Origin of the sequence: Sphingopyxis sp. RIFCSPHIGHO2_12_FULL_65_19, assembly GCF_001830555.1 — a bacterium.
In the GTDB taxonomy this organism is placed as follows: Bacteria; Pseudomonadota; Alphaproteobacteria; order Sphingomonadales; family Sphingomonadaceae; genus Sphingopyxis.
The window spans coordinates 1-361 of sequence record NZ_MIAM01000019.1 but is presented as its reverse complement, the minus strand read 5'-3'; the positions used below and the strand labels follow the sequence as shown (position 1 = coordinate 361).

Below are 361 nucleotides of genomic sequence, written 5' to 3'. Positions count from 1 at the left end.
GGCATCACCGTTGCAAGCGCGCTCGCCATGACCCTCTATCCGGTGCTCGCCGCCGAACTCGGGCTGACCGACGCGCAGGCGGGATTCCTGATCGGCGCGTCGATCCATGACGTCGCGCAGGCAATCGGCGGGGGCTTCTCCTTCTCCGCGCCCGCGGGCGAGGTGGCGACGATCGTCAAGCTGACGCGCGTCGCGCTGCTCGCGCCGATGCTGATGCTCGTCGCGCTGTGGCTCGGTCGCGGCGGCGAAGGCCGCGCCGGTGCCCGAATCCCGCTGCGCCTGCCCTGGTTCATCCTCGGCTTCCTTGCCATTGCGGCGGTCAATTCGGTGATCGCAATCCCGAAACCGGCACAGGATGCCG

General features: G+C 69.5%; 1 protein-coding gene. It reads left to right on the top strand.

Features of this window, described 5'->3' with window-relative positions:
* Positions 1-361, top strand: a 361-nt coding sequence (locus A3E77_RS06345; RefSeq protein WP_293644260.1) for a putative sulfate exporter family transporter, incomplete at both ends; no start/stop codon positions are given.